19 protein-coding genes and 2 pseudogenes are annotated in these 26,391 nt (G+C 39.7%); 16 read left to right on the forward strand and 5 right to left on the reverse strand.

Annotated elements, in window-relative coordinates; translation table 11 throughout:
- Nucleotides 1-161: 161 nt before the first annotated feature.
- Both MNY66_RS04840 and MNY66_RS04845 read left to right on the forward strand, forming a co-directional pair.
- Entirely contained in the window at nt 162-1,184 is a 1,023-nt protein-coding gene (locus MNY66_RS04840) for a hypothetical protein (RefSeq protein ID WP_241501550.1), read from the forward strand.
- Between the two features lie 197 nt (nt 1,185-1,381).
- Nucleotides 1,382-1,909 carry a hypothetical protein gene (locus tag MNY66_RS04845; RefSeq protein ID WP_241501551.1) on the forward strand — a complete coding sequence of 176 codons (528 nt, stop codon included), beginning with the start codon at nt 1,382-1,384 and terminating at the stop codon, nt 1,907-1,909.
- A gap of 61 nt (nt 1,910-1,970) precedes the next feature.
- On the opposite strand, the gene MNY66_RS04850 is transcribed toward MNY66_RS04845, so the two are convergent.
- Nucleotides 1,971-2,828 (reverse strand): S24 family peptidase, encoded by an 858-nt coding sequence (locus MNY66_RS04850; RefSeq protein WP_241501552.1) that lies wholly within the window; start codon nt 2,826-2,828, stop codon nt 1,971-1,973.
- A 100-nt stretch (nt 2,829-2,928) separates the two neighbouring features.
- Here MNY66_RS04850 and MNY66_RS04855 point away from each other — a divergent pair, with 100 nt between their 5' ends.
- The 14 genes and pseudogenes from MNY66_RS04855 to MNY66_RS04925 all read left to right on the forward strand — a co-directional run bounded on the left by MNY66_RS04855 (nt 2,929) and on the right by MNY66_RS04925 (nt 20,223).
- The gene (locus tag MNY66_RS04855; RefSeq protein WP_206226884.1) at nt 2,929-3,102 is read left to right on the forward strand and encodes a hypothetical protein; all 174 of its coding nucleotides are present in this window, start codon (nt 2,929-2,931) and stop codon (nt 3,100-3,102) included.
- Nucleotides 3,103-3,141: 39 nt separating this feature from the next.
- A complete protein-coding gene (locus MNY66_RS04860; RefSeq protein ID WP_241501553.1) occupies nt 3,142-3,600 on the forward strand; it encodes a GIY-YIG nuclease family protein in 459 nt (152 codons plus the stop codon).
- Between the two features lie 55 nt (nt 3,601-3,655).
- Nucleotides 3,656-4,021: pseudogene (locus MNY66_RS18025) on the forward strand (ORF6N domain-containing protein); the annotation flags it as partial.
- A 439-nt stretch (nt 4,022-4,460) separates the two neighbouring features.
- Nucleotides 4,461-5,243 carry an ORF6N domain-containing protein gene (locus MNY66_RS04870; RefSeq protein WP_241501555.1) on the forward strand — a complete coding sequence of 261 codons (783 nt, stop codon included), beginning with the start codon at nt 4,461-4,463 and terminating at the stop codon, nt 5,241-5,243.
- A gap of 247 nt (nt 5,244-5,490) precedes the next feature.
- Entirely contained in the window at nt 5,491-6,294 is an 804-nt protein-coding gene (locus tag MNY66_RS04875) for a hypothetical protein (RefSeq protein ID WP_241501556.1), read from the forward strand.
- Entirely contained in the window at nt 6,294-6,701 is a 408-nt protein-coding gene (locus tag MNY66_RS04880) for a hypothetical protein (protein ID WP_241501557.1), read from the forward strand. The genes MNY66_RS04875 and MNY66_RS04880 overlap by 1 nt, the downstream gene beginning before the upstream one ends.
- Before the next feature lie 96 nt (nt 6,702-6,797).
- Nucleotides 6,798-7,298 carry a hypothetical protein gene (locus tag MNY66_RS04885; protein WP_241501558.1) on the forward strand — a complete coding sequence of 167 codons (501 nt, stop codon included), beginning with the start codon at nt 6,798-6,800 and terminating at the stop codon, nt 7,296-7,298.
- 67 nt (nt 7,299-7,365) lie between these two features.
- Nucleotides 7,366-10,860, forward strand: coding sequence for a tape measure protein (locus MNY66_RS04890; protein ID WP_241501559.1), 3,495 nt, complete (start codon nt 7,366-7,368; stop codon nt 10,858-10,860).
- Complete coding sequence (locus MNY66_RS04895; RefSeq protein WP_420915522.1) at nt 10,860-11,198, forward strand: phage tail protein; 339 nt, start codon at nt 10,860-10,862, stop codon at nt 11,196-11,198. Before MNY66_RS04890 ends, MNY66_RS04895 begins: the two co-directional genes overlap by 1 nt.
- A complete protein-coding gene (locus tag MNY66_RS04900) occupies nt 11,195-11,953 on the forward strand; it encodes a phage minor tail protein L (RefSeq protein WP_241501561.1) in 759 nt (252 codons plus the stop codon). Before MNY66_RS04895 ends, MNY66_RS04900 begins: the two co-directional genes overlap by 4 nt.
- Before the next feature lie 2 nt (nt 11,954-11,955).
- A complete protein-coding gene (locus MNY66_RS04905; RefSeq protein ID WP_241501562.1) occupies nt 11,956-12,663 on the forward strand; it encodes a C40 family peptidase in 708 nt (235 codons plus the stop codon).
- Nucleotides 12,660-13,247 (forward strand): tail assembly protein, encoded by a 588-nt coding sequence (locus tag MNY66_RS04910; RefSeq protein ID WP_241501563.1) that lies wholly within the window; start codon nt 12,660-12,662, stop codon nt 13,245-13,247. Before MNY66_RS04905 ends, MNY66_RS04910 begins: the two co-directional genes overlap by 4 nt.
- Nucleotides 13,248-13,298: 51 nt before the next feature.
- Nucleotides 13,299-18,104: pseudogene (gene gpJ / locus MNY66_RS18030) on the forward strand (TipJ family phage tail tip protein); the annotation flags it as partial.
- Between the two features lie 883 nt (nt 18,105-18,987).
- Nucleotides 18,988-20,223, forward strand: coding sequence for a phage tail fiber protein (locus MNY66_RS04925; protein ID WP_241501564.1), 1,236 nt, complete (start codon nt 18,988-18,990; stop codon nt 20,221-20,223).
- A 91-nt stretch (nt 20,224-20,314) separates the two neighbouring features.
- On the opposite strand, the gene MNY66_RS04930 is transcribed toward MNY66_RS04925, so the two are convergent.
- The 4 genes from MNY66_RS04930 to MNY66_RS04945 form a co-directional block, all read right to left on the reverse strand.
- Complete coding sequence (locus MNY66_RS04930; protein WP_241501565.1) at nt 20,315-20,584, reverse strand: hypothetical protein; 270 nt, start codon at nt 20,582-20,584, stop codon at nt 20,315-20,317.
- Nucleotides 20,585-20,791: 207 nt separating this feature from the next.
- Nucleotides 20,792-22,741, reverse strand: coding sequence for a type I secretion system permease/ATPase (locus tag MNY66_RS04935; protein WP_420915507.1), 1,950 nt, complete (start codon nt 22,739-22,741; stop codon nt 20,792-20,794).
- Nucleotides 22,742-22,744: 3 nt separating this feature from the next.
- Complete coding sequence (locus tag MNY66_RS04940; protein ID WP_082120827.1) at nt 22,745-24,115, reverse strand: HlyD family type I secretion periplasmic adaptor subunit; 1,371 nt, start codon at nt 24,113-24,115, stop codon at nt 22,745-22,747.
- 17 nt (nt 24,116-24,132) lie between these two features.
- Nucleotides 24,133-26,220, reverse strand: a complete 2,088-nt coding sequence (locus tag MNY66_RS04945) for a peptidase domain-containing ABC transporter (protein WP_047256782.1) — start codon at nt 26,218-26,220, stop codon at nt 24,133-24,135.
- Nucleotides 26,221-26,391: the final 171 nt, after the last annotated feature.

Below are 26,391 nucleotides of genomic sequence, written 5' to 3' on the forward strand. Positions count from 1 at the left end.
CGCACCAAGTAGGCATCATTGTATATGTATACAGTGGTTTGATGAATATAAATAAAAGTTAAGCGCAAGTTATAATCTGGCGCATGTGATTAATTGAGTTTAAATTATTTTTGTAATGAATTAACATCCATAAATACAATATCGTTAATCAAAAACTTACTATGAATAATAATGCAAAAAAATTTTCCTTATCTAGGTTGTTTGAGTTGTGGGATTTACATGCGGTAGCTATCCTTCCTTTATCTGGTATATTTTTCTTGTTTTTAGGTCAGGTGATGATTGCTTATGATGTGTGGGTTAAATTCTTTACCATGGTCTCAAGTCTTGGAATGGCGTTGCTTGGTGGTTCATTATTCCTTGCTATAACCAAGACGTCACAATACACAAAATTTTTCCAAGACCGTATTTACGATGTTTTTTATTCCCCGCAAAAAAGCGTCCCGAAAGATTTGCTAGTTAGTAAATGGAAGACACTAACGCACTTTTTACTACAAAGAACAGCTGGTGATCTTCATAAAGATGTGGCCAATGAAATACTTAAAAGATATTTTAACGACGACATTCATTATTATTTTCAAGAAACAACTGAAATATATGACATAACACTAGAAAGCGATCTAAGGACAGCGAGAATTAAAAAAAGGGTTATCCATAGGGTTGTAATCAACAACAATAGAGAAGACGCTAATATAATCCATAAAATTGTTTATAGAACACAGTCTGATTTAAAGGCAATTTATGTGGACAATGAAATTGTAGATATAAGCAACTGCGTTGAAAGGGAAAACATAAAGATTAACGGAGAAGACTTTATCTTCGCTACTGTCACAATCAATCTAAAAAATGATCGGAAATCCAAAATACTGGAAAGGTATTACGAAAAAACGCAAGATATCATTAACGACCCGCTTACTATTGTAAATAATAGTAAATTCATACAGCATTTAACGGTAAGACACAAATCCACTAATTGTGACGTAAAGATAGTTCCAACGGGTTCAGTAGGGAGTCCCAAGTCACGTCCAGATAAATACGTTGATGCAGATGGGTATACGAGAGTGATAATTTCTCCAATTGAAGGTTTGACCCTTCCCGGAGAAGGTTATATATTATTTATAGCTCCACAAAAAGAGCCTGAACTTAATCTCATACATGAAGATAGTGATGAAACTAGCACAACATAAGGATGACATGATGAAATTGAATAATTTACTGTGTGATTCTACTGAAATCATCTAGTTCTATCTTGGATACTGTCAAGCGGCTGCGGTAAACACCCAGGATACTAATGGTATCAACTAACCCACTCCGGTGGGTTTTTTATTGCCTGAAATCTGCATCTATCCTAATATTTACGTACTTAACTAAAATATGGTGATGTATGAAAAAGGGAATTATTGCGGGTTTATTAACACTTGCTTGTTTTAATGGGTATGCAATAGAGGCAAGTACTGAGGCCAAAGCCCCGTTTGGCTTGGAATGGGGACAAAGTTTTGAAGACGTTGAGAAAGTTGAAGATATTGATTTAAGTAATTGCAAAAGCATGCGTGGGTATAAAGCGTGTGAGATAGATTTCTTCCTGGAGGGCCAAGAACCTTTCATGCCATGGACTAGTAATGCCATGCTGACGTTTAAAAATAACAAGCTAATATCAGTTGTGAACTCATATCCTGTGAGTGAGTTTAAAAAGAGTGATTGTGGCAACATACCTAAAGAGATTAACTATTTATCAAGTCTAGGTATCGATACGACGCAATTAACAGAGTATAAAAAATCCTGTCGTGATTTTGAAAATAAAAGCATGAAGAAAATTATAAAGACAAATTATGGCTCTGTTGAATTTGCAGTAATGAAGGTCCCCTTTGGTGGTGTTATTGGTGTCACTAATTATAAATCAGATAATAAATAGAATTTGCACTCTCGCTGAGATAACACTTGGTGAGATATGAGCCCGTCCTTGGGCTGGGTGGTTATTTCTTACTGAGTAGCTGTTCTAGCATGGATTCTATCTTATTTAAGCGTTGGGCAATTTTTTTGTTTGTTATTGGCTTTTCTTTTTTTTGCTCATCGATTAGCTTGTCTGGGCTATCAAAGAGAGAAGGCTGTTCATCTAAATAATCTGGTAATCTTTCACTTATCGTGCTCATCCAGTCTGGCGTGGTGCCCATTCTAGCGTTCTCATGAACATATTTGGTTAGGTCATATATTGATTGGATTGCAACTCCAATAATAGTGCAATTGTTACCAATAGGTATTATTTGGTATCTTTCATTTAAAGGAGCTAGATATAGCTCACCCTGATCCTTTATTAGCCGTTTAAATGTTATCTCACTATAGGTATCTAGTTTGCATAGGACAAAATCATTATGGTGAGCCTCTAGGCTAGGGTCAAAAATAACAATACTTCCCTCTGGAAAACTAATCCCTCTATCTGATTGCATAGAATGACCTTCTATTTTTAATGCAAAAGCAGAATCTGATGCAATCATTGGGGCAGGAATATAATCATACCCCATAATATCGTAATCACTTGTAAGATTAGCGGCTTGAGCGAAAGTGATAACAGGAATTAATGGTAGGGTTATAGTTGATCTAACCTTCGCTATATCAGGAGCCTCTCCAACACCAGAGGCTAGCCATTCAGGAGTGGTTCCAAGGGCGGCAGCTAAATTATTCAATGCATTAATGCGTGGGCGAGCCTCACCGCCTTCGTAAGCTGCAATTTGTCTTGTTACAACTCCTACCTTTTTTGCTAATTCAGATTGAGTTAGGCCTAGTGAGTTTCTTGCTGCGGCAACTCTTCTAGGAAAACTGTCGTTAAAATTCATGGATGCACACCTAAAAATCATTGACTCATTTTGAATTTTGAGTATGATGATAATTCATCAATGAGTATATTAAATTCAAAAACACATAATGGAGTGAATAATGAAGCAAAATACAGTTAAGAGCAAGCAGATTAGTTACCGCCTACGCCCTGAGGTCGAAGAGTTCTTATCTAACCATGCGAAAAATACGCATAGATCAATTCAGGGTGTACTGGACACTATCATGGATAAAGTGATGGATTTTGAAAGTAAGGGTGAAGAGTTTATACGTTAGTAATCTTGCCGATAAACATAGAAAAAAAGAGAGGTAGAAATGGTTAAGGTAATGAGTTCAGTATTTGATGGAGAATCAGTAATTTTTTCTAGTAAACATGCACCAAAGGTAGATAAGTTCAAGCGTGGATATATCTACATCCTACAACTTTCAAATGGATTTACTAAAATTGGATGCACCGCTGATCCTTATATAAGAATGAGTGGCTTAAAAAGAGGATTAAGAAGTACCGATGTAGAATTAGGTCGGTTATGGGTGAGTTGCTCGCATATTAATTATAAGGACAATGAAAAGCTTATTTTATCAGAGTTGAGTAAGCACGAAAAAGATGGTGAGTTTTTCAAAGTTCCATTTAACGATGCGCTTTTATTTGTATTAACTCTCTCAGTTAAAACAGAATTCACAACTCAAGAAATAGCTACAGAAGAAAAAAGAACAGAAAGTGTTATGTCTGCTTGGAATGCGGTGCATGAACTAGCAAAAAAAGTAAAGCCTTAGTTGCACGAACAACCAAGGCCTTGTTGTCAAACAATCCCGCGAAGGAGCATAAGACATGAATAATGTAGCAAAAATATGTGATATAGGCAATTCAGTGCAAGCATTACAAGAAATCATACATGATGGTGTTCTTGTGGTAACAAGCGAAACATTAGCTCAATTATATGGGACGCAGGTGAATAATATAAAAGTTAATTATTCACGCAATGCTAATCGTTTTATAGAAGGGAAACATTATTTTAAGGTTGTTGGCAATGCCCTAAAAAATTTGCGAGGTACTTTAAGTAACCTACAAATTTCACCAATGACAAGGAGCCTTATTTTGTGGACTGAAAGAGGTGCGGCTAGGCACGCTAAGATGATTGAAACAGACAAAGCATGGGACGTTTTTGAGGTGATGGAGGATTATTATTTTAATAGGGTAACAACCTCCAATTATCACTACCCAATTGAATCTGCTGATGTTCATAACCGTAAGTTTGAGAATGCATGGCTAACACCTAGCAGTCTGATTGACAACAAAAATCCTGCGCCAGAGCTTGATCTGATTGAGCAACTAGAGCGTGATGGCTTTGATGTTACTGGTGCAAAAGTTCGTATTCATGCATTACACAACAGCGCCAAACAAGCAGTACAAATTGAAGAGCTGTTTATGGACACAAAGAAAATGCTACACCGATTGAAAGATAACTTTGATATTGGCTCAAGACTGGGAGGTGCAAACGTAGTATTTGAAGGTAAAGACAAAGGAGTGATGATTAGTGGTAACAAAAAAAGAAATATCGGATGTCATTAAAACAGAAAAGCCAACAGTTCGCACCTGTTGGCCAATCCCAAACTAAACCAGAAGGAAAAGTTTCATGAGTCAAATTACATTAACAAATTATAATTCAGTTGTCACGCAGAACTCTTTTCAGGTGCCGGAGGTTTACTACCGTCAACAGAAGGTGATCACTACTGAATCATTAGCCATTGGTTACGGTGCAACAACCCAGCAGTTAATTAATAACTTCAATCGCAATAAAATGCGTTTTGATGAAGGTAAACACTATTATCTTATTGATGGTGAAGAACTAAAGCAAATGAAGAACCTAAACTCTTTAAGAGATGTGGTTAGTAAACATACAAGTCAATTAATTCTATGGACTGAGCGCGGAGCATCACGTCACGCTAAAATGTTAGAGACAGATCAGGCTTGGGATTATTTCGAACTGCTGGAAGAAACCTATTTTTCATCACGTAAAAATTCTGGCTTACCTGTTAACTATATCGAAGCTTTGGAAAACCTACTTCAATCTGAAAAAGAAAAAGCGTTAATTGCCGCCGAGCGTGACCGCGCAGTAGAAACCAAAGCGTGGATTGGTGATAAGCGCCAAGCAACAGCAATGGCTACTGCATCAAAGGCTGTTCGTGAAAAGAATGCGCTAGCTGAAAAAATTGGCGAAAGTAAAAAGCATGCCACTGTCTTATCTGTAGAGAAGAAGCTCGATAAAAAGTTTAAATGGCAACCACTACGTAAATGGTGCAAGGAAAATGACGTTACACCAATGGAAGTACATGACGATAGGTACGGATCAGTAAAATCATGGCCTGCCGAAGCTTGGAAAGCTGTTCATGATGTTAACTTAGCTAAGTTATTCTAGTCTCACATAGCCCAAGGATGGGCTTGTAATCCAGATCACACATTGCGCCTCTTGATTGAGGTTTTTACCGTTCATATAACAAGGCAAGTTATTATAAATAATAATGAAGTGATATAGTGATTTCATTGCATGGTGCGATGATGGGTTTTTGCCAAGGACTTAATTATTGTGATTTATAGCTAAAGGGCTTATTATTTGGCTAACTATATTTTCATTTAATTCTATATTTTCCATTTATGAGGCTCGTATGGTCAATCCTGTGCCGTTGAAGTCTAGCAGCAAAGTGATCAAAATAATCAATAAGGCCATAGAAGAAGGTCGGATGCTTTCTGAGTTTGAGATGGCGCAGACTATTCAATTGATTGATTCTATGAATAAATCTCATGATGATAGAAGTGATATAGTGTTAACATGTTATTACTCAATCATGTCAGATATTGATGGCTTGCTTTATCATGCTAATAAAGCCATAAAAGATTTAATGAGCTACCAAGACAGCGTGCCTTTGCCTTTGGTAGGAAATATAATTACGGCTTTAGGAAACTCACTTAGGTTTGGAGAAATTCATAACTTATTGGAGAAGTATGACATTCCTTTATTTAACGAAATTATGATTTCGTTAGGTATTAAATCGTACTTATTTTCTGGTGATTTAAAAGGCTACGAAAGAATCAAAGAAGAGTACAGCAAAAACAGTATCATAGAAGATAATGTGGAAAAAACATTTAGGTTCTTGTGCAATAATAAAAATGATTTAACCAGCATATCATCATACATCATTGATTCGCTGGATATTATCTCAAGAAAAATATCAAAAAGATTAATTGAAGATTTTGGTGTGCTTCCGATATCTGTATTTGATGTTGAGAATTATATTGATGATGGTCATGAGTTCATTTCATTTGTTTTCTTTTTGTCAGAAAATATTAGTGTAGATGATGCTATTTGTCTTGAGGATGAGTTAATAGAGGAGATATCTAACCTTAATTATCCGTCAAGAATAAAAACTCTAGTCACATATAGCTTATTCGTAGATGAAGGTGATCAGTAATGATAACTCCTTTTGAGATATTAAATTTTGCATCCATATTGCATGATGGAAATTCTGATGTTGCATGTATAAATGGAAATCCTGAATTAGCTTATAGAAATTGCGCAAGGATGGCATATTACTCTATGCTGCATCTATCAAAAGAAATAGTAGATGATGAGCATGTTGACATTGACTGCTCTGGGATCGTTGGTACGCATGAAATTATTATACAAAAACTATTAGCTATAGATTCTGAGTTATCAAAATCTCTAGCAGATTACCTTATATCTTCAAGAAGCATCAGGGTGAAGGCTGATTATTTTATTAACAAAAAATTCACGAAGCAAGAAGCGTATAAGGTATTAAGAAAAGCAGAAAAAGCATTTAGTAAAATAAATGACAATCAAAAAGTTAAAGAAAATTAACCTGCCACGGCAGGTTTTTTTACACCTAATGTTTGCTAGGAATTGCAACGCTGATTAGCTACCATGAATTAAACGAACTAATCGATAGGTAACATAGTGAAAAGAACATTAGCAGCAATAGCGCTGGCTGTATTGATTACAGGCTGTGACAGCAAGCCAGAAGCCCCGTTCGGCTTGAAGTGGGGGCAGAGCATGGAGAGTGTCAGTTTTATTAATGATGGTGATTGTGAGAAGAAGCGAGACGAAACAGTTTGTGTATTCGGTGGTGAACAACCATTTAGTGAGCTTTCTTATTACAATTCATTAAAGTTTAACAAAGATGGGTTATTTGAAGTGGAGTCGATGTTTGTTGGTGGGCAGGATTATCTGCCTGATTTTAAAGACTTTGAAAATAAGCTTAATCAAGAAATAAATTATTTAAAATCTATAGGTTTTAACCAAGATGTACTAACTAGTATCTCCGATAAATGTAAATCATCAGATAGTTGCAATAGTATAAAAGAAGAATCAGAAAGTAGTCATGGAAAATCAGAAGTATGGATATGGGTAGAACCTAGTAGAAATATTCACCAACTAACAGTTATTTTTAATAAATAACCAACCAACAAACAAATCAAATAAACCCTGCCAATTGGCGGGGTTTTTTCGTTCTAGGAGATAGTAAATGGCAGAGCAGACATCAAGGCTAGCAATAATTTTAGATAGCACAGGCGCAAAGCGTAGTGCAGACACACTCGCAACATCGTTAGAGCGACTGACCACTCAAGGTGAAAAAGCCACTGGCTCTACTGATGAACTAGGGTTCTCATTTAAACGATTAGCAACATCAGCCGCAGGGGCTTTATCGGTTGGAATAGTGATTAAAACAGTTGATGAGTGGGGGCAGGTTGCGGCTCGTATGAAAAACGCCTTGAGATCAGTTGAAGGCGATATTAAAAACTACTCAGCTATCCAAGAGCGATTTTTAACGATAAGCAATCGCAATGGTAAAAATATTGCTGATACGCAATTGTTATATATTGGCGCGGCTTCTTCAATGCAGGAGCTGGGATATAGTACAACACAAACAGTTGATTATATTGAATCACTTTCATCTGCAATGACTGCCAATGCGTCTAGTGTAAATGAAGTTTTATCGATGCAGAACGCATTAAATAAAGCTCAAATTGCGGGTAAAGTTGCTGGCGAAAACTGGAATTCTATAATGAACGCTACGCCTACCTTGTTGGGTGACATTGCTAAACAGTTAGAAAAGCAAAACGGCGGCATTAAAGTAACCGAGATGGAAGTCAAGAAGCTTGCAGCAGACGGTAAAATCTCATTTAAGTTATTTGCTGATGCTGTTATGGCAGCTAAAGATGCCAACAATGCACTAGCTGATTCAATGGATAACACCGTTGCTGATGGTCTTACTCGTGTTACAAACTCGGCAAAAGCTTATTATGGTGAGCTTAATCAGAGCTTAGGAATAACTCGTGCCATATCGGCTAGTCTGGCAACGGTCAGTGATAACTTTGGTTCGGTTTCTACGGTATTAACTGGCATTGTTGGTATTGGCGCAGCTCGTTACTTTGGTAATCTGTCTAACAGTATTTATGATTCAACCAAAAAAGCCGCTGAGAATGCATTAACGAATCGTAAGCTGGCTGTTGATAAAGTTAATACCGCAAGAGCCACACTGATACAGGCGCAAAATGAAAGAGCGGCAGCGATTGCAGCAGTTGAATCTACAAAAGCGCAACAATCGGCCGCGACTACAGAAGTTCAGCGAATTTCACTGAAAACTCAATTAGCTAATCAAACAGCAGCGCTTACAGCAGCAACCAAAGCAGAAACAGTTGCAACTACTGAGTTAGCAGCAGCGCAGGGCAGGTTGAGTGTTGCCAATAATCTAGTTAAGGGCGGTTTGGCGTTAGTTGGTGGCCCTGTTGGATTAGCTATGTTGGCGGCAGGTGGCATGTATGCATTTGCAACAAGCATGCAGCAGGCAAAAGCTGATGCAATAGATTTATCGCGTGGGCTTAGTGGGTTAATTGAAAAGCTCAAGGAGATGACTCGTGAGCAAAAGCTTATCAAGATTGGTGATCTTGAAAACTCCTATGTCGCTTTAGAGTCTGCAATAAGAAAGGCAGAGCAAGCAAAGGCGGAGGCTTTCAGGGGAACTTTTGGTAAGGCTCAAGCGATAGAGAAAGAGACCGCTGGCACTAGAGAGCACACAAAGGCTGTTGAGGAAGCCGAACGAGCGCAAAGGAAATATGAGGCCGCATCTGCAAGTCTTTCTGTGGCTAAGGATGATCTAAGCCGAGCACAAAATACAGCAAAAGTAATCCAAGCTGATTTGAATGGCACGCTACAACAAGGTGCTGACCTATTAAGAGCCCATACACAAACAACTCTCCCAAATGGCGCTGCAGCATTCAAAAGCTTTGGTTTCGATGTAAATACAGCCGCTAATGCTTTAGGCAAATTCAATGCTGCATCATTACAGATTAATTTTAGTGATGGGGGTGCAAGGCTTAAGAAGCAATTAGAACGTGATTTAGCACTAGCGAAGAAAACAGGTGAAGAACGCGCTAGGTTACAAGCGAAGTATGCGGCAGAAGATGCAGGCGAAACAGACGAAAGAGCTATAGGCAATTTACAGGATTTAGCCGCATTAGTTTATAGCCAGAATGAAGCTCAAAAAGAGCTAAACAAAACCACTACTTACTCAGAATCAGCCGCTCAGAAAATGCTTTCAAGCCTCAAAGAACAGCAGGTGGTATTAATTCAGCAGAGAGATACCAGCGGCAGTCTAGGTAGCCAGCAACAAGCATTAGTTAAATGGGAGCAGCAACTCGCCGATATAAAGTCTAAGAAAACCCTCACCGCAGATCAGAAATCGCTACTTGCGAATGCCGAACTGATCACCCTTGAGATGAAGCGCAATGCGGAAATTGAGAAAACAATTCAGCATCGTGAAGCCGAAGTCAAAATTGCCGCTTATAACAAGCAACTTATGGAAGAAACCGCGCAAGCACAAAAAGCTTATAACATGGAGCTTCAAGGTGCCGGTATGGGTAATTTGGCACGTAGTAGGATGCAGGAAAAGTTACGAGTAGAGGATGAGTTTCAGAAAAAACAAGCAGCACTTACAGCTCAATATAATGATGCCTCATCTGGCATCACAAAAGAAATGTACGCAAAAGAAACTCAGACTATTAAGAATGAACTTGATAAGCGCATTCTCATGATGCAGGGCTATCACGCAGAACAGGATACTTTGCGTGAAAACTGGCAAATGGGCATGAAGGAATCTTTATTAAATTATATTGATGAGGCGACTAACTACAACCAAATTGCCGCTGATTCAGTAACCAATATTCTGAACAGTACCACGAGTACAATTAGTGCTGGCTTTGCAGATATGATTAATGGCACCAAGTCGGTCGGTGACGCATTCCGGGATATGGCGACTGGCATGGGACAGGCAGTTATTCAACAATTAACCCAGATGGCGGCTCAGTGGCTTGTCTATCAAGCGGTTCAGCTACTAGTATCAAAAACCACGCAATCAAGTGAGACGACAGCTATTGGAGCCAATGCTCAGGCTGCGAGTCAAATGGCTGGGCTTAATGCTTACGCATCCACCGCCGCAATTCCACTAATAGGACCTGCTCTAGCTCCAACGGCTATGGCAACTGCACTGGCAGCAACTCAACCTATTGCCATGTCAATAATGGCAACGTCAGCGGCCGGAATGGCGGGGTTTGCAACGGGTGGTTACACGGGAAATGGCAGTAAATATGATCCGCGAGGAATTGTTCATGCTGGCGAATTCGTTTTCACCAAAGAAGCAACAAGCAGAATTGGCGTTGAAAATCTCAATAGAATGATGAGCGAAGGAGAGATCCCTCAGAATGCATTAAAAAGTGACCAGATAGCCATGAAGTATATAAACCCTGCAAACAGCACTAGCGGTGGCTTAAATAAGGTCACAATTACTAATACATTTATTATTGGCGGCAAAGAGCAGACAGAAAGCTCAACGCATGACGCAACAAGCGGCGCTAATGCTATTAAGAATGAAATTATTCAAATTGTATCTGAGCAACTGGATAAAGCCCTTCGGCAATCTGGCAAAATCTCAAATTTTGTAACTGCTAAAATCGGACGTTAATCACAATGAAAACATTTATATGGGCGGCGCTCACTGAAGCCCCAGCTGACGTATCGTTTCGCGTGCGTAAAGCTCAATTCGGTGACGGATACACGCAAGTATCTGGCGATGGCCTTAATAATCGGTCGCAGAACTGGAGCTTGTCATTTGAGGGAACAGAAGCAGAAATGAAGCCGATTAAGGATTTTTTTGACGAGCACGAAGGCTGGAAGTCATTTATCTGGAAGCCCCCGCTAGAGGAAAACGGATTATGGCGATGCGAGGAATATAAGGTGATAGCTCAAGCAGCAGCGAGATTTTCGATAAATGCAACATTTGTACAGGCCTTTAATTCATGAGTTTACATTCAGATTATCAAAAACTAGAAGCAGGCAGCGGGGTACGACTGATCGAGGTGGACGGCTCGTCGTTTGGGGTGCCTGAAATTCTGAGATTTCATGCTTACAATATCCCTCACTCGCACGAAGAAATAACGGCAGCAAATGGTGATGACTCAAAGTTGTTGGCTAAGTCTATTTGGTGGCAAGGCGTTGAATATAAAGCATGGCCATATCAAGTTACCGGCATTGACACCTCAACGGATGGCAGTAGTGCAGCGCCAAAGTTATCAGTTGCTAATATCGACTCATCTATCACGGCATTATGCTTAGCTTATGATGACTTACTAAAAGCAAAGGTAACGATACATGACACGCTAGCTCACTATCTAGACGCTAGAAACTTTATCGAAGGGAATCAGAAGGCCGATCCTCTGCAAGAGAAGATCAAGGTTTACTACATCGATGCTAAGAGCGCGGAAAGTAACACTGAAATCGAGTTCACCTTATCCTCGCCGATGAATCTTGATGGACTTAAATTACCAACAAGACAAATGCACTCAATGTGCACTTGGTGTATTCGCGGCAAATATCGATCTGGTGATGGCTGTGATTATGCCGGTGACAAATACTTCGATAAATTCGGTAACCCAGTCGATGATCCATCAAAGGATGAGTGCTCCGGCTTACTATCAACCGGATGCAAAGTACGATTTGGTGAAAATGAGCAGCTGCCATTCGGTGGTTTTCCCGGAACAAGCTTAATCAGGAGTTAACCATGAGACAAAAAACACTTGATGCAATTATGCGTCATGCTGAATCGGAATATCCTAACGAATCATGCGGTGTTATCGCCCAAAAATCACGAGTAGAAAAGTATTTCCCTTGTCGAAACTTATCATTAAACCCAACTGAGCAATTTAGCTTATCCCCTGAAGATTACGCACTTGCTGAAGACTGGGGAACTGTTATAGGGATTGTTCATAGCCATCCTGACGCGACAACTCAGCCCAGTGAATTAGATTTAGCTCAATGTGATACTACCTCAGTACCTTGGCATATTGTTAGCTGGCCTGATGGCGACATAAGAACAATTCAGCCGCGCGGTGATCTGCCACTTATAGGGCGCCCTTTTGTGCTCGGACATACTGACTGCTGGGGCTTGGTGATGACTTACTTTAAGCAAAAGCACAATATTGAGCTGAAAGATTATCGAGTTGATTATAAGTGGTGGGAGTCCGGCGAAGAAAATTTCTATTTTGACAATTGGTATGAGTGCGGTTTTCGTGAGTTCAACGGCAATTCTAAGTCTGGCGATATGGTCATTATGCAAGTATCCGCGCCCGTAGCTAATCACGCCGGAATCATCCTTGAGGGAAACATGTTACTTCATCACATGTATGGTCAGCTTAGTAATAGGGTTCCATATGGTGGGTACTGGCGCGACCGAACAATAAAAATACTTAGACATAAGGATCTACCATGACTGAAATAATGACTCGCATTGAGCTTGGCGGTGTACTAGGTCGCACATTCGGCAAAGTCCATCATAGGCAAATAAGTAAAACAAGCGAAGCCGCACACGCATTAAGCAAGACGATTAAAGGTTTTGAGCAATATCTAAATACGAGCAAGCAACGCGGGCTAACGTATGCTGTATTTAGAGGTAAAAAGAATATAGGGCTAGAGGAACTTGGTTTTCCCGTGAGTGGCGAAGTGGTGCGCATTGTTCCTGTAATAATTGGAAGCAAAGCTGGAGTGCTACAAACGATTCTCGGCGCTGTTCTCGTTTCGGTCGGGGCTATCGCAATGCTTGGCTTTGGTCAGTCATGGGGGGCGTATGCAATGCTTGCTGGCGGAACTATGATGCTCGGTGGTGTTATTCAGATGCTTTCGCCGCAACCCGCTGGCCTCGCTATGAATCAAGACCCTGATAATAAACCATCTTATGCATTTGGCGGGGTAACTAATACAACTGCACAGGGATTACCTGTTCCCTTGCTGTATGGGAAAAGGCGAATAGGCGGCGCTGTCATCTCAGCAGGAATATACGTAGAAGATCAGCAATAAATCCAAATAAATGACTATGCCGCTTAATTGCGGTTTTTTTGTGGGTGAAAAATGGCAAAGATTAAAGGCGGTAAAGGCGGAAGCTCGAAGCCACGGACACCGGTCGAGCAGAGAGACAACTTACTATCAACAGCTAAAGCTAAAATTTTACTGGCTTTGGGGGAGGGAGAGTTCGCGGGTGAGGTTAACGCAAGAAACATCTTTTTAGACGGAACGCCACTTGAGAATGATGATGGGTCGTCTAACTTTGAGGGCGTGAAATTTGAGTTCAGATCGGGCACTCAGTCACAAGATTATATTCAAGGAATGCCAAGTAGTGAGAATGAAATAACGGTAGGAAATGAGATAAAAAGCGGGTCACCATGGACGCGTACAATTACAAACACTCAGTTGTCAGCTATTCGCCTGCGCTTGAAGTTTCCATCGCTATTTAAGCAAGAGGATAACGGTGATCTAAACGGCTACGTAGTTAAGTATAAAATTGAACTGCAAACTAATGGCGGGCGATGGGAAGTCGCAGTCGATGATGATGCACCCGGAAAGTCAACAGCAGGCTATGAAAAAAGCCACAGAATAAACTTACCGCAAGATGGTAAGGTCTGGAATGTTCGAGTTACAAAGATAACACCAGATGCCAACAGCGCTAAAATCGGCGATAAGATGGTTATTGAGAGCTTCGCTGAAGTTATCGACGCAAAGTTACGTTATCCACATACCGCATTGCTTTATATTGAATTTGACTCTAGTCAGTTCGGTGGCTCCATTCCTCAGATCTCATGTGAGCCAAAAGGCCGCGTTATTCGCGTACCATCAAATTACAATCCAGAAACACGTATATATTCTGGCGTATGGGATGGATCATTTAAATGGGCTTGGACTGATAATCCCGCGTGGATATTTTACGATATTAACATAGAGGACAGATTTGGGCTGGGTGATAGAATCAAGCCGTTCAATATCGACAAATGGACGCTATATGAAATATCACAATACTGTGATCAGCTAGTTCCTGATGGAAAGGGAGGGGATGAGTTAGAGCCACGCTATATTTGCAATATCTACGTGCAAGATAGAAATGATGCATTTGCCGTTCTTCGTGATTTTGCGGCAATTTTCAGAGGAATGACATATTGGGGAGGGGATCAGTTAGTCGCTTTAGCTGATATGCCGCGTGATGTTGATTACGCATACACTGCTGCAAATGTCATTGATGGTAAGTTCGTCTATTCAAACAGTGGCAGTAAGAGTCGCTACACTACTGCATTGGTCTCTTATTCAGATCCAGACAATGCCTACTCTGACGCGATGGAGCCTGTTTTTGAACATGATTTAGTGTCTAGACATGGCTTTAATCAGCTAGAGATAACGGCTATCGGCTGCACTCGGCAATCTGAGGCAAATAGAAAAGGGCGTTGGGGGATACTGACTAACAGTAAAGATAGAATGGTCTCTTTTAGTGTAGGGCTGGATGGCAATATACCTCAACCGGGGTACATAGTTTCTGTAGCTGATGAGCTGATATCAGGCCGAATCATGGGTGGAAGAATTAGCTCTGTAAGTGGTCGAGTGTTGACTCTAGATAGAAAGCCTAACGCCAAAGAAGGCGATCGACTGGTTATTAACTTACCATCTGGCAAGTCACAAAGTCGAACAATTCAGGCTATCAATGACAATAAAGTCACAGTTACAACTGAGTATAAAGAGACTCCTCAAGCTGAATTAGTGTGGGTTATTGATGCTGATGAACTATACGCACAGCAATATCGGGTAATCGGCATCACGGAAAATGACGACGGCAGTTTTTCTATAACGGGAGCTCAGCATGATCCGGATAAGTACGCTCGAATAGACACGGGCGCGATGATAGAGCAGCGTCCAATCAGCGTTGTACCTCCAAGCGTACAAGGCACGCCTAAAGATGTTGTTATTAGCTCTTATTCATCAGTTAATCAAGGGATTAGCGTAGAAACCCTATTGTGTCAGTGGGAGCCCACAGACAATGCAATATCATATGAATCACAATGGAGAAGAAACGATGGCAACTGGGTTAATGTGCCCCGGTCATCAGTAACCTCATTTGAAATTCAGGGCGTTTATACCGGGCGTTATCTTAGTCGAGTTAGAGCCATTAATGCTGCTGAAATATCAAGCGGATGGGCGTACTCACAAGAAACTGCGTTAACAGGAAAGCAAGGCAACCCTCCTAAGCCATTAAATTTACGTGCAACCACAGAAATTTGGGGCATTACATTAGACTGGGGCTTTGCTGCAAATACGAGCGACACGTTAAAAACTGAGCTGCAATATTCGTCCGAAAGTACGCCTGACTCCATGCAGCTGCTAGCTGATGTTCCTTATCCTCTTAAGTCATACCGCATGTCTGGATTGAAGGCAGGGATCCGTTTTTACTTTAGAGCTAGGCTTGTTGATAAAACCGGAAATCAGTCACCTTGGTCGGATATTATTCTTGGTGAATCAAGCGCTGATACTCAGGCGATTTTAGATGCCGTGGGCGATAAGTTTTTATCAACCGAAGCCGGCAAGGAGATGCAAAAAGACATCGATTTCAGTCGCGATAAAGTTGATGCGCTTGAAATTGAGCAGCAGGAAACTAGTCAGAAAGTTATTGATATTGATAGCAAAACGGTTGAGTTAGATAATCGAGTGGTTCAAATCAATACCGATGTTGGCATAGCTAATGAAGCTATTTTGCAGAATACGCTTTTTACCACGCAATTAAGTTACAAAATTAGCGAAGAAAAGGCCGATCGCAAAGCTGAAATATTTGAACTTAAGCAAGTGCAGGTCACTGATAGAGAAGCTGCTGCGCGTTGGCAGACGCAAACGAGCGCGGTTATTGCATCAAATACCTCATCAATACTCGCAGTGAAAGAAGCACAAGCAACATATGAAGAAGCCAGTGCGAAGCAAATTAATCAAGTAAAAGCGGATGTTGAGGGCGTCACTGGGCGTGTCACCGAAGTTGAATCCGCAACAGCAACGCTAACTGAGGCACAAGCTAAGTTTGAACGCAGCACTGTCGCGCAATTTGAAGAGCACATGGGTTACATCACTCGCATTGAAACCGCAGTGTCTAATGACTTATTTTCTTTGTCTGAATCTGTGATGCAAACCGCCGCGCAGTTTACATCACAGAGTGATAAACAGCTTAAGTCAGAAGCTAGGATCACCAAGAATGAGAAGGCTGTTGCGACTGAGACCGAAGCCCGTGCTGTGATGGGGGTGCAGATTGATGCGCGATTGAATGATACAGAAAGTGCGATTACTGATATCAAAGAAGTTCAGTCCGAGCAAGATAAAGCCCTCGCTAAAACGACGGAGCAACTCCGCGCTGAAATCAAAATCGGTGACGATAAGCTACAAGAAAATATAGACGAGAAAGGACGTGAATTATCGAAAGTCAGTAGCAGCATAGGCGAGCAAAAAATTGCTATTGCTGAGCTCGATAAAACACAAACGGAGATAAAGCAAACCCAGCAAAGTCAGTATAAAGACACTCAAGCATCGATTGCAGACTTGAAGCAAACCCAAGCGTCAGATAACGCTGTGTTATCTGAGTCTATCCTCCAGAATACTGCCAGTATTAATCAGCAAGGTGCTGAATTAACTAAGACCAATGCGGAAGTTAAGCGCATATCAACAGCAACAGCGAATAATGAGAAATCTACGGCGGCATTAGCTGAAAGCGTGAAAACGCAATTTGAAGATTCGGAAGCCGCGATTGTTGATGTTCGTAAATCTGTTGCTGAAGTTGATAAAGCACAGTCCGAACGCACGGAGCAAGTCCGTGCCGAGCTAGGAAAAGGTATTACCGATAACAAAGGAGAAATTGATAAAACCAAGGGGGATTTAGCCAATGTTAGCGCTGCCGTCACGTCGAACGCGAAAGCGATTGCAGCGACAGATAAAACACTGACTGAAAAGACAGAGCAAGCTGCATCTCGCTTTGAAGATAATGAAGCATCAATTAGTAATATTCAGCAATCGCAAAGCAACATTGAATCGTCTCAGGCTGAAACTTCAATGCAGATAACCGCTCAGCAGAATAAGCTGAACTCTGAGCTATTACATGCGAAAGCATCCATTACCGAAACTAACAAAGTTGTTGCTGATAATCATCAGGCCTTTGTACAAAAAGGCGTTCAGCTCGATGCACAGTTTGAGAATGTTAATTCGCGATTAGTACGGGTTGATACCGCGATTGCTGATAATGAAAAGGCGCTCACTCAGACGCAAGAGCAATTACGTGCCGAGTTCAAATCTGACTTTGACGACACAAATTCACTGATTAATGAGAATAAATCTGCGATTGCAGAGACAAATAAGTCGATTGCAAAAGTGGATAGGGATCTCAATGCACGAGTAGGGAAAGCCGAGGGCTCAATCGGTGAAACGCAAAAAGCGGTGGCGGACAATGAGCGGGCACAGGCGGAAACTAATGCGCTGATAAAATCAGAACTCGGTGAAAATAAAGCGGCGATTGAGAAGCGCGCGGAAACATCGGTTGATCAGCTGGGTAACTCACGTTCTTATTTTAGTATTAAATCCGGAGTGTTACATAACGGTCAATATTATGATGCAAAATTCATCATTGGCGCGGAGGTTAAAAATGGCCAAGTCACAACGCAAATCGGTTTTAGCGCGGATACCTTTGGTATTTTAAATCCATCCAGCGGTAAGCTAGAACCTGTTTTCTTTGTCGAAAATGGACAGGTGTTTATCAATGAGGCGTTTATTAATCAAGCGACAATTGAAAAGCTATTGATTGGCTCGACTATCAAGTCGAAGCATTGGGATCCGGTGACTAAAAAGGGGCTAATGCTGGATTTTGAGAGCGGGAAAATTATTGCGAGCGATGCAGAAATAACGGGGGAGATTAACGCGACAAGCGGAACATTTAGCAATGTAACAATTGATGAGAACTGTGATGTAAAGGGGACTATTTACGCGAACAAAATCGTGGGTGATGTGATTAGAGTGCATTCTATTCCCTTCGATGGCTCAATCACACTACCTGCCGAAGCGTTCGATCGTACCTTAGTTATTCCCGCATTAACTGTATCAACAATGGAATCCGCTGATTTCATGAACATAACTTGGCATGTAGAGGTGAAAATAAACGATAGAATTATAATCTCGTTCTCTCCGTTATCTTCAGTCACAGGTTCAAGAAGTGCAGGCGGGGATAAGTATGACGTTTACGCTATAACATCTGGGTCAACTTCTGGCGCGGGTGTTCTTTATGCCAACGAGACTGCCACAATTTCATATAAAATTGTCGGTCATGTAAGTAGTTATAAACTTATCCATAAAATCCCCGCGCAATGTCTAGTATTCAAAAGTTAATGCAATCAATTCAATCAATGCCGCTTAATTGCGGTTTTTTTTCGTCTAAATTTAAGGAAATAGCATGTACAGCACAGGTAAAATCACAACCACAGCAAATACGGCGAAAGTAGTCGGCACTAATACAAAGTGGAAAGATAACAACTCACTCATTTCGCCTGAGCAAGTTATCTTAATTCAGAACGGTGCCACAATTTACATTAACAGTATTGCCTCTATTCAAAGCAACACAGAAATGACGCTGAGCTTTCCGGTACCGGCAACCGTCAAAGAGGCGACATATAACATCTTAACTACGATGGTGCACTCCGTATCAGATGCAGCAAACAAGATTGTGGCAATGAACAATGCTAACGTCCAGTTTAGCGACATATTGAATCGCTGGGCTACGGAAACCGGCACAATTACCGTCACGTTACCCGACGGCACCAAGCAGCAACTGCGGACAGCGAAAGAAATGGATAAGCAGTTGGATGGGAAGTTTGATAAGGCGGGGGGGGTTATTGGGGGAAATTCCAATGTGTTAACTTTGCAAAATACAATCGATTTGGGTGCTGTATATTTAAGCTTCGCCAGAAAAAATGGCGTTTCACGTGGTTGGGTTGGTGCGGGCGGCGCAGGAGATGACGTATCTTTAGCGAACACAAAAACGGGGAAATCGCTTGCTTTAAAGTCTGATGGTTCATTATGTCATAATGATAAAGAATTAATGCACTTGGGTGATTTTGGCTGGGGCGGTAGTGGCAGCTTTATAGCAATGAATGAAATTGAGCTTTCTAGTTTTATGAGAAGTCAAAGTACTGTAACAAGGGTAATTAGAAACTCGACATTAACGCCAATGTCGGAAACGAATGCAACTATTGCATATTTTCGTGCTGGCGATACGTTTACCGCAATTTCTGCGGCGCATAATGGAACATCTGTCACTGTCACTGGTGGGAATCCCGGGAATGTTTACGAACACAAATTGTATACAAATAGGAATACCACAAAAGACTCAAACGGCAACTTAAAGGCCGCATCGCCGATCGTTAAGGTGTTTGCTGACTACATCGAGCTTAACGAAGAATCCGAAGGCGTCGAGCTTAAATGCTTACACACGGGTATTTATCAACTGAAACACGTTCTTGGGCTCAACTCGGACGCGAGCTGGGGCGGGATTAATGGCGGCATTACTATTCCGTCGGGCATCAATCAATTACCGCTTATTTATGTTGACTACGATGTATTAGTCGCCGGCGAACAACATCCGTTTAACGGCGAGCCGGTACCGCAAGAAGAACACGGCGATATCGTTATCTATACTTCCTATCGCAAGCACTTTGATTTACCGCAGAATGTTCAACGTGCGCGTTTAAAAACCTATCCTGAGTTCACTAAATTAGTCGGTGATGAACGTGTTGAACTAGAAAACGGTGCGCCGGTAGATATCCCAGCAGGTCACTGGATCGATGTGCGGGTAAATATGCCGAGTAACTCTATCTATAATCAAAAGCAAGCAGAAGCCGAGGCGTATGCGAAAGAAGAGGCGGAACGAGTGGCAAGAGAGGAGGCGGGTAAGTCGGAAGGTGAGATTGCTGTATTGGAAAGTCAGAAGGATTTGGCCTAGTTTTTATATATTCAGCTTCGGATATAGTTAAGTTTATTGCTATATCCGAGGTTGATATATTCCAAGAAACATACAAGCATTAAAAAATCAATTAAGATTCATGTTGTATATATTGCTTTCTGGCGCTGGCTTTTATTAATGATAGATGAAGATAAGTTTCAATGAAGTGAAGCACTTTTTGAGTATCATGCCCATCAGTAAGTGGCCAGTCTTGGTTAAGTATAAATTCATTAATCGAAATGTTTTTATTTTCTATCTCAGCTCTATAAAAAACATAAATTTTTGATAGCTCAGTGTGAGATGGTTCTCTATTTTCATTGATGGAATTTAAGGCAATTAAAAATAATTGAGTGGCATTCATGTGACCTCCTATTATGAGGCTGCATGATATTTGAGATATGTAGCTGATGATATCAATATTGGTCGACTTTATATTAATAATTGCCAGCAAGGTGACTGTGACAAACTGTGCCGAAATTGTGACACAAAAATGAGAGGAATAAGTAAAAATAGGCAAAAATTAGCAAATCGCAAAAATGCTGGCTGGCTTGTAGTGCGGCTTTGCAAGCTATAAATCGTTAATCAATATTTGCACATCCTGTGATTCATAATCCAATGCGGAAGTCGCTTCATCGAGAATTAAAATATCTGGCTTGGTTAGTAAGGCTCGAGCTAGAGCAATCCGCTGACGTTGACCACCCGATAAATTTAATCCTCGCTCAGAAAGTTGATAATTAAAACCGCCCTTCAACTCCTCGATAAAAGGCAATGCACCAGCCAGTGTTGCCGCATGAATCACCTCTTCATCACTGGCATCAGGTTGGCTTAATCGAATATTTTCACTTACTGAGCCGACAAACAAGATACTCTCTTGTAGAACCACGCTCATGCGCCGACGTAATGTCACAGTATCTGCGACAGCTAAATCCATGCCATCAACAATCACTTGACCATGTTGTGGGATATATAATCGCTGTAGCAATTTGGTGAGGGTACTTTTCCCTGAGCCAGAAGGGCCGGTAATTCCAATAAACTCGCCGGCTTTTATCGATAAGGAGAGATTTTTTAGTACTTCGGGAGTATCCGGTTGATAGCGAAAACGAATATTCTGAAAATCAATTTTACCTTGTACAGCAGCTGCGCTGACAATACCTTGACGTTCATTTTCTATAGGTTCATCTAGAATATCACCGACGCGTCGAAGAGAAATTAAGGTATGCTGAAAATCTTGCCAAATTTGAGCTAATCGTAATATAGGCTGAGTAACATGTGCACTGAGCATATTATAAGCAATTAACTCACCGGCGGTCATTCTATTTTCCAATACCTCTTTCACACCGACCCATAATAAAAGAGCCACGGTAATTTTGCTGATCAACATCATAAGTTGAGAAGCGGTAATCCCGCGTGTTGAGACTTTAAAGTTTTGGACTAGTTGGTGGCTTAATAGTTTTTCCCAACGGCGAATAAAATATTTTTCTGTAGCTGTGGTCTTGATTGTTTCTATACCGGTAATAGATTCGGTTAAAAACGAGGTAGTATTTTCATCAGATTGATAGGCTTTTTCTGTTTGCTGGCGAATAATAGGCCCTAGGATTAGCCATAATATAAAAAATATTACCAATGAACCGACTAATATTCCTGACATGACAACGCTGTAGGAAAATAAAATGGCCACAAATAAAATCACAAAAATTAAATCAATAAATAGCATTAATGTCGAACCCGTCAGGAATTGACGAATTTGAGCCATTTCTCGGATGCGCGAAATAATTTTACCCGTTTGACGCTGAGCAAAATAGGATATAGGTAATGCCATTAAATGTTGATATAAGCGACCAGAAAGCTCTGCATTAATTTGTACACTCATGTAACCGAAAATTTTATTACGAATAAAACTGTATAATGGCTCGGCAATAGCAATACCTACCATGGCAATAGCAAGAACATGTAGGCTAGAAATACTTCGCCCAACCAGTACTTTATCGATAATATTTTCGAATAGTAGTGGGTTTATTAAGGCAAAAACTTGAACTACAGCTGCAAGAATAAAAATATCTCGTAATTGAAAGCGCTGACGAAATATTGAGGGGATAAACCAAGATAAACCAAAAGGTTGTTTTTTAGGTTTCTCTATTTTGTCTTTAATTAATAAAACAGAATAATCTTCATTATTTGGATTAAATAGGTTCGTTTCTGGTTGGTTATTGCTAGTAAATTTAATCAGAATTAATTGCGCGGCATCATTCTTAATTAAGATCTGCCAGCTATGATCAATTTTTATTACGGCTGGAAGCGGTAAATGTTCAAATTGATGTTGATTAATAAGCGCATATTCTGTTTCTAAACCGATGAGATCTGCACATTCGCGTAATTGCCAGTCAGTCGGAATATCACTATTCATACCGAGAGCATGTATCAACTGATCTTCAGTGATACTTTTTTTATAATAGTCAGCAACCCAGATAAGTACTTTAAGTCCCTGATTATGAATCAATGTATCATCCATGTTACTCATTGATTATTTCTCCCTCATGGCTTCGGACATATATTCTCTGACGGGGCTTAATACATAATCGATCACTCGACGCTGATCGGTCTTTATTTCTGCCACAATCGATAGCCCTGGAGTTAATTCTACCTTTGTACCTTCAACATTTAAGCTATTTTTATCCAAACTGATTTGACCAATAAAAACTAAGCCTAATTTTTCATCGTGGGTACTATCTCGAGAAATAGACAGTATTTTTCCATCAATGGTGCCATAACGGGTATAAGGGAAGGTATCTACTTTTACTGTTACGGTTTGTCCTTCACGAATAAAACCAATATCTTTATTTAGAATTTTCACTTCGGCGATTTGAACATCGTTATCGGGGACAATAACCATGAGTTTTTGCGCCGGTTGTAATACGGCACCAATGGTATAAATGGATAACTCTTGAATCGTTCCGGTAACCGGAGAACGTATAATTTCTAGTTGTTCTCTTTCTTCAGTTTTATAAAACTCTTGCTCTAGCTTAATAATCTGAAATTCAGATTGTTTATGTTTTTCATACCATTCTTGGGCTTTCTGAATGCGTATTGAATTAAGTTTTTCGATTAAACCTTCTTTTTGTGCATTTAAAATCATTTTTTCAGATTTTTTCTGGGTGATCTCTTTTTGAGTTAGCAATAGCTCCTTTTCTTTTTCCAGATATTCATTTTGACTAATAATTTTCTTTTGACTTAATTGCTTATGTGCATCCAAGCGCTGTTGGATATTATGCAGTAATGAGGACAGAATTTTAAGTTCATTATTTTTAGTATTAATATTTGTATCGGCTATATTTATTTCAATATCAATACCAGTTATGGCTGAATCAAACTCATTTTTTATACTTTGATAATTACTTGATAGTTTTTGCTGTTGCTCTAATGATAATATATTAAATGCAGATTGAGTTTCAGGTGGCGATTTTTGTAATAATGCCGAATACAATAGACTTTCGTTAGTATAAAAATCAATTTGATGACCTAAACTTAATATGTCCTGACTAACACCCAGGACATTCATGCCTAATAAAGGTTCGCCTTGTTCGACATGCTGTCCTTCTTTTATATATAAATGTATCAAACGACTCTGTTCGACAGCTTGAATAACTTGAGAATGGCCGGAAACAATTAATCGACCCATTGTGGTGGCTTGTACATCCAATTTACCAATATACGCCCATAATAATGTGGCAATAATTCCAACGCTTAATGTAACAGCGGTGATAATAGCAAAAAGAGATGGTGGGCTTTTTATCAGCGCTAAATGAGAGGGTAGAAACTCATAATGTTTAGCATGATTTATCTTCTTTAATTTAGCTTTAATACGTTGTAACCATGATGTAGATTTAATATCCATTATTTATTTCCATATTTTTATTTCAGCGACTGCTGAAGAGTCCATAAATGTTTATATTGTTTATTCAGCATGAGTAATTCATCATGACTTCCTTGTTCTATTATTTTACCCTGCTGCATGACAATAATGCGTTGATGGTTACGGATAGTCGATAATCGATGGGCGATAGTAATAATGGTTCGACCTTGCGCTATCTGGTGCATATTGGCTTGAATAATAGCCTGAGATTCATCATCTAATGCGCTGGTGGCTTCATCAAAAATAATAATTTTAGGATTAGATAATAAGGTACGAGCAATCGCAACTCTTTGTCGTTGTCCACCGGATAAAGACGAGCCGCCTTCAGAAATTAAGGTGTCGTAACCTAACGGTAATTTAAGAATAAAATCGTGAGCTCCTGCCATTTTTGCTGCATTAATGACCTCATCTAACGACGCATTTGGTTTAGATTGCGCGATATTGTCAAACACCGATTGATGAAATAAAAAGTTCTCTTGCAAAACAATGCCAATTTGTTGGCGCAATGTGGTCATATTAATGGTTGAAAGAGGCTGATTATCAATTGTAATTTGCCCTTGTTCTGGCGCATAAAGTCTTAATAACAATCGTGCCAAGGTGCTTTTCCCTGATCCCGAAGTACCGACAATGCCTAGGGTTTCTCCTTGTGGAATAGATAAATTAAAATTTTGTAGAATATAGGGCATATCAGGTTGATAACGGAATGACAGATTATTAAATAAAATATCTCCATTCGATGGATTTTTGAGTCCCGATTGATGTTGCTCAGTCGGTAAGTTAATAATTTGAGCCAGTTTTTCGATGGCTACACGGGTACGAATATAATCACCCCATAATTGAACCATTTTTACTAACGGCTGGCTGGCATGATTGGCCATCATTTGAAAAGCAATTAACTGTCCAATGGTCATATTTAACGCCAGTACTTCAGATGCGCCCATCCATAAAATAATTGCCAATACTATTTTCTGAATAAACATGACCCAATGTTCAGAGCGCGAATGAATTTGCTGAGCAACAAAAGAACTTTGGCTCATGTCAGAGGTTTGTTGCTCCCAACGACGTTTAAAATGTGGCTCAATAGATAAGCTTTTAACTGTTTCAACACCATTGAGACTCTCAGTTAAAAATGAAGTATTAATCGCCGTATGCATAAATTGTTGATGTGCCGCGGCTTCTATTTTGGGGGTAAGTAACCATGCGACCAATAAATAAGCTGGAATTGATAGGATAAATACTAGGGTTAATACACCTGATAGCAGATTCATAACGTAAATAAATACGAATAAGAATAAGACATCTACACACAGAGTAAATAAACTGCCAGTTAAAAACTCTCGAATGGTTTCAAGCTCTTTAACTCGAGTAACTATAGCTCCTATTTGTCGTGATTTAAAAAATGATACCGGTAAATACAATAAATGAGAGACTAATTTTAATCCAAGAATAATATCAATTCGGTTGGCGGTATGATGATAAATATATTCTCGGAAGCCCTTTAAAATAACCTCGGCAAAAGCAGCAACAACCAATGCGATGATTAAAACATCGAGAGTCGTTAGGCTGTTATGGACCATTACTTTATCCATAATAACTTGCATAACGATAGGAGATATTAAGGCTAATATTTGTAAAATAAATGAAAATAATAAAATGAGTCCAATTATTTTTTTATGTTTAACAAATTCAGGATAAAACCAACTAATATCAAATTTACTTTGTTGTTGTTTTACATAAAGCCACTTTCCGCTCCAACGTGATTTAAATTCTTGCATCTCCCAAATCTCTGGGGGAGCATTACCTGCGGGCTGAATAAGTACCTGTTCATTATTAAAATTAGCTAATAACCATGAGGTTCCATCAGTATCGTAAATAATACATGGAGCTGATAATTTTTTTATATCCTTATTGGTACTTTGTTTGGTTTGGCACTTAACGTGATAATGATGATTAATGTTTTTTAAATTAAAATTGAAATTTTCACTCTCTGATATCACTGAATTAAACTGATTTATATCAATATCTTTAGTGAGTTTTATAATTATCCCGATTAAGCTAAGGGTATCTGACTGTTGTTTATCTATCATATTGTATGCCGATGAGTTATTTATAATTAATAACAATATATATAATAATTAATTAGGAGCCTCATGCTACAATAGTTATTGTTTTTAAATATATTGAATTTTATCCTATTTTATTGTTTTTTATGCTTAGATTAATAATATATTTAATATTAAATTGGTTATATATTCGAA

This window comes from Moellerella wisconsensis, from assembly GCF_022592395.1.
GTDB classification, from domain to species: Bacteria; Pseudomonadota; Gammaproteobacteria; order Enterobacterales; family Enterobacteriaceae; genus Moellerella; species Moellerella wisconsensis.